Annotated in this window: 9 protein-coding genes and 2 pseudogenes; 4 read left to right on the top strand and 7 right to left on the bottom strand. The window is 54.0% G+C overall.

The window, feature by feature from the left end:
- The 6 genes and pseudogenes from NDI76_RS22505 to NDI76_RS22480 all read right to left on the bottom strand — a co-directional run.
- The coding region (locus tag NDI76_RS22505) for a winged helix-turn-helix domain-containing protein (RefSeq protein ID WP_310926394.1) at window positions 1-328 on the bottom strand (328 nt) is incomplete at its 3' end.
- A 216-nt stretch (window positions 329-544) separates the two neighbouring features.
- The gene (locus NDI76_RS22500; protein WP_310926393.1) at window positions 545-877 is read right to left on the bottom strand and encodes a hypothetical protein; all 333 of its coding nucleotides are present in this window, start codon (window positions 875-877) and stop codon (window positions 545-547) included.
- A 164-nt stretch (window positions 878-1,041) separates the two neighbouring features.
- Entirely contained in the window at window positions 1,042-1,428 is a 387-nt protein-coding gene (locus NDI76_RS22495; protein ID WP_310926392.1) for a hypothetical protein, read from the bottom strand.
- The gene (locus tag NDI76_RS22490; RefSeq protein WP_310926391.1) at window positions 1,406-1,975 is read right to left on the bottom strand and encodes a hypothetical protein; all 570 of its coding nucleotides are present in this window, start codon (window positions 1,973-1,975) and stop codon (window positions 1,406-1,408) included. The genes NDI76_RS22495 and NDI76_RS22490 overlap by 23 nt, the downstream gene beginning before the upstream one ends.
- 130 nt (window positions 1,976-2,105) lie before the next feature.
- On the bottom strand, window positions 2,106-3,059 hold the full coding sequence (locus NDI76_RS22485) for a hypothetical protein (RefSeq protein WP_310926390.1): 954 nt from the start codon (window positions 3,057-3,059) through the stop codon (window positions 2,106-2,108).
- Window positions 3,060-3,175: 116 nt separating this feature from the next.
- Window positions 3,176-3,763 (bottom strand): annotated as a pseudogene (locus NDI76_RS22480) (biosurfactant protein 1); the annotation flags it as partial.
- Between the two features lie 136 nt (window positions 3,764-3,899).
- Between NDI76_RS22480 and NDI76_RS22475 the strand changes: the two are divergent.
- The gene (locus NDI76_RS22475; RefSeq protein WP_310926398.1) at window positions 3,900-4,451 is read left to right on the top strand and encodes a DUF7342 family protein; all 552 of its coding nucleotides are present in this window, start codon (window positions 3,900-3,902) and stop codon (window positions 4,449-4,451) included.
- A 17-nt stretch (window positions 4,452-4,468) separates the two neighbouring features.
- Complete coding sequence (locus tag NDI76_RS22805) at window positions 4,469-4,957, top strand: hypothetical protein (RefSeq protein WP_425498416.1); 489 nt, start codon at window positions 4,469-4,471, stop codon at window positions 4,955-4,957.
- On the opposite strand, the pseudogene NDI76_RS22470 reads toward NDI76_RS22805, so the two are convergent.
- Window positions 4,954-5,573, bottom strand: a pseudogene (locus NDI76_RS22470) (transcription initiation factor IIB). The gene NDI76_RS22805 and the pseudogene NDI76_RS22470 sit on opposite strands and share 4 nt — an antisense overlap.
- Before the next feature lie 152 nt (window positions 5,574-5,725).
- On the opposite strand from NDI76_RS22470, the gene NDI76_RS22465 reads away from it, so the two are divergent.
- Together NDI76_RS22465 and NDI76_RS22460 are read left to right on the top strand one after the other, a co-directional pair.
- Window positions 5,726-6,541: a hypothetical protein gene (locus NDI76_RS22465; protein WP_310926389.1), complete on the top strand. Its 816-nt coding sequence runs from the start codon at window positions 5,726-5,728 to the stop codon at window positions 6,539-6,541.
- A 9-nt stretch (window positions 6,542-6,550) separates the two neighbouring features.
- Window positions 6,551-7,429, top strand: a complete 879-nt coding sequence (locus NDI76_RS22460; protein ID WP_310926388.1) for a hypothetical protein — start codon at window positions 6,551-6,553, stop codon at window positions 7,427-7,429.
- Window positions 7,430-7,433 lie beyond the last annotated feature (4 nt).

Here is a 7,433-nt window from a genome sequence, read left to right as displayed (position 1 = left end):
CTTTCATCTCCTTGATGCCCTCAAGCAGCTCTGTCCGATTCGTCTCCTCGCGGAGTTCCCGGATCCGGGACATCAGAATCCGGTCGCTATTGCGACGGTACAATGTCGTTTGACCGTCTGGTTCCGTTTCGGCGAAGCCTGTGTTCACGAGTGACTTGCAGTGACGCCGGGCCGTCGGCTCGCTGACAAGGGCACGGTCGGCGATCTCGGCTGCCGATTGTCCGTCGTGAGTCTGCTCAATGATTTCGTACACCCGCTCGAATGGCGTGGTGTCGTCTTTCCAGTCCCCTTTGACCTGCTCGTTGACGTCATCCCATGTCTCGGTCATACTCGATGCTACGTACTGTAACTGCAAATAATTTCCTAAGGAAACTATTCTTTCCTCTATAGCGGCGACGATCAGGCTAACTGCTCCTCCTGTATTTCGATGCGACCGGATGGTCGTTGCAGTGACGCTCGCCGCCGCAGCAACTTCACACCTAAGTCAGCCGTCGACTCTCTCCGCGCCCGCCTTGTACAGACATCTGAGACATGCTCTAGTCGACTATACTTCCTCGAGTGCTTGCTCCCACAGCCTTGGCAGATCGTCGATTCGATGCCACCCGGCGGCTTCGTCAACGTCTTCTTCGACGACTGTGATGTCGGTAAAGTAGTCGTCAAGGACTTTGGCCCGTTCCATCGTGAGTGGTGGAGAACAGTAGTCCTCCTCAATCCAGACTGCTTCTCCACTCGTCGGATCGAATCGCGCGTTCTCCAGCGCTTTCGTCATTGCACGACCAAACGGCTTCATCGCTCCAATCTCGCCGGTATTGAGTCGTTCCCGCAGGTCCGGGAGGCGATCACGTTTCGGGCGGGCTCGAACGAATCGCTTTGCCATACGACCACATACGAGGTGGCTGCTATTCAACTCTTGAGCTTACTACTGGTCAGTCCGGAGCGACTGGAAGTTTGTTAATCTGAAGGGAGTAGTGGTCGCTCGAACAGAGTGGACTCGAACGCATCCTTCACGGAGTTGTGAATGGACAGTGACCTATGTCTGAACTAGCAGTCGTAATACCATGCAGACACCATCTCTGCTATTATATCCTGCATATACTCAACTGAGAATTTGAAGAAGATTCCGATAGAGTGGATATGAAGACGATGGCTCAGATATGCCAACTTCGTCGCATCTTCTTGGGTTAAAAATTGAGTGCTCTGAATGTCTTCTGGAAGCTTCTCAAGGGTTTCGACATCCACAAACAGGGGATAGTGATGAACAATCTCATTCCGTCTGTCCTTTAGAAAGCGAATGGAAGAGTTTCCTAGTGTAATCTCTCCCATCGTCGTCTTCTGACCCGTTGGGCGAATTGATACCTCTTGGTCTTCGTCAAGTGTAGCGTCCAGCCCCTGCCTCCTGAGTTCTTCATAGACATGTACACAGCTCATCCCAGACTCTTCTCGTGCGGTCACTCCCCCATCCGGTTTTAACTAACTTCCCAAGATATTCTATCGTAGAGCAGGCATTGCGGACGAATCCGTAGAGGAATACGTAATCGCCTGTAGCTGCATAGTTCAGAGCCAGACGCTGTGAATATCCGAGACTTTGTGCAACAGAGAGACATCGTAGATAGTGCTTCAGAAACTTCTCAAGCTTGTAAAGCATCCCAAGCTGTGCAGTAACAATATCTGACTTGCTTTCTTTTAGATCGTCCTGAAGGTCGACACATTGAGCGAAGTACTCTGCTGCGTTCTCTTGAAGTGTCTTCTGACGGTCGAAATAGCGGCCTTTACTGATGAGAGATTGCTGTGCCCCCATCGTCTGTAGCATGCTATCTAATAGTCCGCTGGCTTCGGTCATAAGTTGGTCAACATCACGAATCTGTTCGAACTCTTCCTGAGTCGCGTCAGAGTAGAGATCTACATCTACGTCACCCATATTGACCGAAATGGAGCCATCCACCTTGTTAAAGCAGAGTTTCGGTTCGTCAGTCATGACTCCTTCTTGATGTGATACTGAATTACGATTGCGGTTTATGACAATACACCAATATTAATTGAACACGGTGCCGAATCAGAGAGGTATGCTGACATCCAAGGCTTGAGGAAGTCCCGGCGGCCAGTCCTTAGTCCTCGTTGATGATGATCGCTTGACGAACAGCAGGGGCCGGAATAATTGCAATCGGAGCGAAGAACGGATTACCCGTAATAGAGACTACAACAGACGCTAGAAGAAGTCTGATAACGGTGATTTGATGATCCCCGGGCAGGTTAGTAAACCAGACACGGACTTGGCCCGTGCTGAGCATCGACTGCACCAGCAATGCCGGGATCTCGAAGACAAACTCTGTCGGAATAGTGTCAGAATCTGGAAGGGTAGCATCCACCGTCGCATTCACAGGGCTCGGTGATGTAATGGCAGAAGCTGCCGCCTCCAACGGTTCAAACTCTGCTGTAGTCGTGGAAGTCTCGTCAACGACCGTTCTTCCCGCGGCCGGCGAGGTTGAGGTTGCTCCTGCAACAGCGGTAGCATTGATAGCAGGCTGAATCGATGCAAGATCTGCGAGAAGCGGCTTCGGAAATTTAATGTTAGCAACCGCGTTCGACAAGCTCTCAGCAATCTCTGAGAAGTCCATTGCTGGCGGGGGTGTCGTCTCTCTCGGAGGATCACCGACGGGTTCCTCGTCAACGTCATGTTCCAAGTAAATTGCACCGACGTACTCCCGAAGCAAGTCCTCTACCGGTTCTTCGTTGTCACCGTCCACCATCTCTTCCACGTCCTGGTCAAGAGAGAAGAACGCCCGACCAGGGGTAGACGCCTTCATAGCAACCTCCTCCGGTGGTTCCTTGAATATCAATCGGTAAACAGTAAGTGCCTCTCGGGTGGTCGACTCTAATCGATCTAGTTCTTCAAGGACGGCGTCAACATCTTCCGAGTCACGGTAGAGCTCACCGGCTTTACGGATAGTCTCCACCCATTCGTAGGAAGCCTGCTCCCGGCGCTCTCTTCGCTGTTCCTCAACCGCCTCAATAAACTCGTCAACATCGAGCTTCCCAGTCTCTTCCTCGTCCTCCGCCATTACCAGTTCATTTGAAATGCTGGACTAAGAAACTCCCTCTCAAGAGGCGAGACACAGTAACAGTTAAGACAGCGATTCTCCTGACTCCGTGTTCAGATATCGGGACCTCGTGACGGCAGTTGCCGCGGCGTGGGCTTCTGTCCCGTCTCTCTTGTCTGGCCGTGTGAACAGGTTGACGTCGACCGGTCACGGGCGGCACTGAGAAGCCCTTCTCCCTCTCCTGACGACACCTGTACCGCGTCGGGAAGTGAGGGCCATTGCTCGGCCAGCTGGCGCGCCGGCGCCTCGTCGAGCTCGTAGATGAGAGTGTAGTCGTCGACGGCCGACTCCGCCTCGTTGGCAGAGAGGAGGTTCGCCGCGGCGCCGCCCCTCCCCACGGCGCCGTAGAACGTGGTCGACTCGACGACCAGGTGGACGATCCCGAGGAACGTCGTCGACGCTGACTCATTCGTGCTAGTGGCGTCACTCCCGAGATGGTTGATGAGACAGAACCGTCATTTCGTCTGGGCGTCTGGGACTGACGCCTCACAGGACCGGCACTCGCCGTCGGTGGCCGTTGGCGCATCAGGGTAACCGCCAGTGCTCGTCGCGACGCGTTGCCGTCGGGGGTCTCCTTCACACCCGTCGTCCAGCCTCGTGTCCGGAATGTGGGATGCCTCGCAGGTCGGCCGCAGTTCCTCAAAGTCCGAATATCTGTTGTGCATCGGTTGGCTCATAGATTCTGTCGGTTTCGCATTTCAATGTCCGGACGCCTATGCTCGTAACACGCTCTCGATTATGCGAGATAGTATAAACATATATGGGAGTAAGGCACGAACACTGTTCCAAGAGGTGCCAAGCATGTCCGAATCTCCACGGAATGGCGTCCAGTCGTGGACTGAGTCGATGAGCGCCCGCGACCGTATTCGAGCCGTCGCCGAGACGCTTCGTGACCCCCGGTCGGTTAACTGGATCAGCGAGCAGGCCGACGCCGCCTGGAGCACGACCAACGAGGAACTCCAGGCGCTCGTCGAGCAGGGGCAACTGCGCCGCGTTGAGGCCGGCGAGACGACGCTCTACCAGCCAGACTACACGCGACTGCTCTTCGAGGAAATCCGAACGCTCATCGAGGAAAACACGCGCGAGGAGTTGCGGAACGAATTGGCCGCGATTACCGAGGAGATTGAGGAGTGGCAGGCGACCTACGACGTCGAGACATGGGAAGACCTCGAACAGTCGCTTGCTGATGGGGATCTCTCAAGTGGCGAGCTTCGCGAACGCCGCGACGTGATTGCGTTCTGGCGCGAGAACGAGGAGGACCGCCGCCTCATCAAGCACGCACTAGAACTCTACTCGGATGTGGAAGCCGCCCGCGAACAGATGACCGACGTGGCTGACCGCGCCACGAGCTAATTCTCCTCTCTCACAGTATGATCTTTCTTGCCGGTCGCGATCGCTATACACAGCGCACCCTCCTCCGCAACGTTCACGGCCGATTGACGAGGCAGGCAGGGTGTGAGGACGTGCGCTATCGCCCGTCTCGACGCCGACCCCGGTACGTCATCGCGAATGTTGACCCGACGACGTTCCTGAGTGGCTCTTACGACGCAGAGACCGCACGACTGGAGATTCGCTTCTGGTATCCCGCCGGCGTCGACTACGAATACTACCGCATCAACTGGGTTGAACCGGACCGGAACCTAATGCTCGGCTTCCACCAGGATGCCGACCATCCAGACCTCGGGCCCTGTCACATCCAGCTCAATTATGAAGACACGCCTGTCGATCGGCATAGCGCGACGTTTCTCGATGCGCATCCACTCGCCGTCCTCGATGACCGACTGCAGCAACTCCCGTCGGCGGTAGAGGCCATTCGCTGGGAGAATGGGGTGCCTTCGCTCCCTACTTGGCCGGTCTAGACAGCGAGTTCATTGAGCGTCTCGTGATGCGTCCGAACCGTGGTTGGCGTGACGTTCCCGGACTCGGCAACGTCACTTTGCGTCAGCCATCTGCTCTCCTCGCGATCGGCCTTGTAGAGGCAGGCCGCTGCAAAGCCGGCCGGATGGACGCCGATCGTGATGCCGCGATCTTCAGCCTGCTCTGCGAGGGTTCGGGCCCGCTGTCGGATCTCGTCCGAACACTCGCGGTCCGAGGCCAGTCGCGGCACGAACATGCTGGGGGAGACGGGCTCAGTGGGGAGGCCCAGCTCTTCGTTCAGCGTTTTGTAGGTGTTCGTGACCCGTGACTCCGCGCGACGCAGGCCACCTTCCGGCGACCGATCTCCGTCGACAGACCCCGGTCATGACGTGCGACGGTGAGTGGTGCACCGGTTCGATTCGAAGCCCCTTCGTCGTCTTCGAATGAGTGCCACTCTGGTCCGTGGTCGATTTTCTGTTCGTCGATGACGAGCCCACAGTCCTCACAAACCGCCTCGAGGGTATTCGTTCTCACTTGGCCGTTACATTCGGGACATGCCGTGTTGTCGTTCTATACGTCTTCATCAAATTCCGTTTCGTAGATGTCTCTGATTGCCATCATTCTCACCATGTTTCGGGGGAACCCGCCAGTATGCCGAGCCCCTCACCTGTTGAGGGGACAACAGACTCCGGGCTCTACACATCGGGTTTGGAAACCTGAGGCTGAATTGTTAAACCTGTAGCAACTAACATATCGGGAATAAGACGCTGATGTACGTGTATGTACCTTCTATTGACACTATAGAGAAACACTGGGAGGAAACAGAAGAGGGCCCCGAAGAGGTCTTTCACTTCACCTCTGATCTGGATATATTCATCCGATTCATCGACGATAACCCTGAAATTGCGAACGAGAAAATCCCGGAGAAGTTAGGTCCAATCTCTGATCTGCATCCGCTGATAGCAGCAGTAGAAGCCCTGCGTCAGTGGAAGATCAACGATGGTTTCTACGAACACGCACGAGCAGCGATACATCTACTCAGCGAATCACTTCAACGAGGACTATTCGAAGACCCCGATTCAATTATTGTCAGGTCACTACAGGAACTGGTGACTCTGCAAGCCGAGTTGTCCCACGATAATTCTGAAGAACTCTCTATAGCCGTTGATTTCTTAGACGACAGATACTACGAAGGAGAGAAAGGCTCCAGAAGCGGGTTCACAGAGACTATCGAACTCGTACTCCAGCACACGGATACTGACAGACCATTTGACCGGGGCTTACTGCAACGTCTCTTCGTGATCTGTGTTGTGCGTGCAAACCGTTACCGACAGGAAGACGACGAACTCGGACAAAATGTCTCTGACGAGAGTTCCTGCCGGGATTTTATAGGACAGGCTATTGAAATCGGCAGGAAACTCGATATCGATGATACTCGTCTCAAGAGAAGATATACGGATGACTACTGGCGGTACGCCGGGACCCAAGGTGAGCGAGACTCCCTTCTGAAAGGCTCAATAATTGACGAAGCTCTACGTGATCCCATTGTATCTCAGACTCTATCGGACAATGAAAAGGTAGAGTAGAAGAACGAGATGCAGGACTCAATCCGGAAAGGGGGGCAGGAACTGAAACGCTCCGGAAAAAAGATCGAGAGAGCGGCTCCAGGAGCTTTAAAAAAGCAATCTGAAACCGTTCAAGACATTTTCAAGAACATCTCAGTCCACGACAACCCTACAAAGGCACTCTACTGGCTTGTAAACGAGGTTGAACTACTGCCTCCATACGGAGAACGAGATCCGGGCCATCACTCGATTATCGACCATGTGAATCACCTACACCCGCAGCTTTCAGGTCATCTCACACAGGTTGGTCCCGACTCAGACATTACCCAGGCTTACGCTCAAGATCTGCTTCGATGCCACTTAGTAACGTCTGGGGCGGTTGTCAGGCTGATCGAGGAAGGATGGCTTCGTGAGCGGCACTTTTTCCAGTTACTGAACATGGTGTCTGGTCTATCCGAACACACAATCTGGTATCTCACAGACGCAATCAATTATCTATTCGACAAAGAGTACGCCGCCTCTATCCACATTAGCATTCCACGGCTCGAATCGTCTCTCTACGAACTCCTGAACGATCTCGGTGACGACGTCGTCCGACAGATGGATGGCGGCACCGGGACCAGAACACTCACCCCTCTCATTTCACAGATTGATTCCTATACTGGAGAGGAATTTCATGAATATATCGAATACGCCTACAACGAGAAGAAAGGAGAAACTGCTGACGGCAACCTAAGAAACCGGACTGCACATGGACACCTACGTATCGGACAAGACCACCATATCAACGCTGTCATGCCGATATTAGATATTCTCGGAATTGGTTATCAGCTGAGACCGACTCCGTTCGTAGCAACATTCGGTCATCCTTCGAAGTACCTCTACATCAACGGCGGTCAATCCTTGTGAGCCA

The organism is Halogeometricum sp. S1BR25-6 (genome assembly GCF_031624495.1).
Lineage (GTDB): Archaea > Halobacteriota > Halobacteria > Halobacteriales > Haloferacaceae > Halogeometricum > Halogeometricum salsisoli.
Note: the sequence above shows the minus strand (reverse complement) of the source record. Positions and strands in the feature narration are given on the sequence as shown.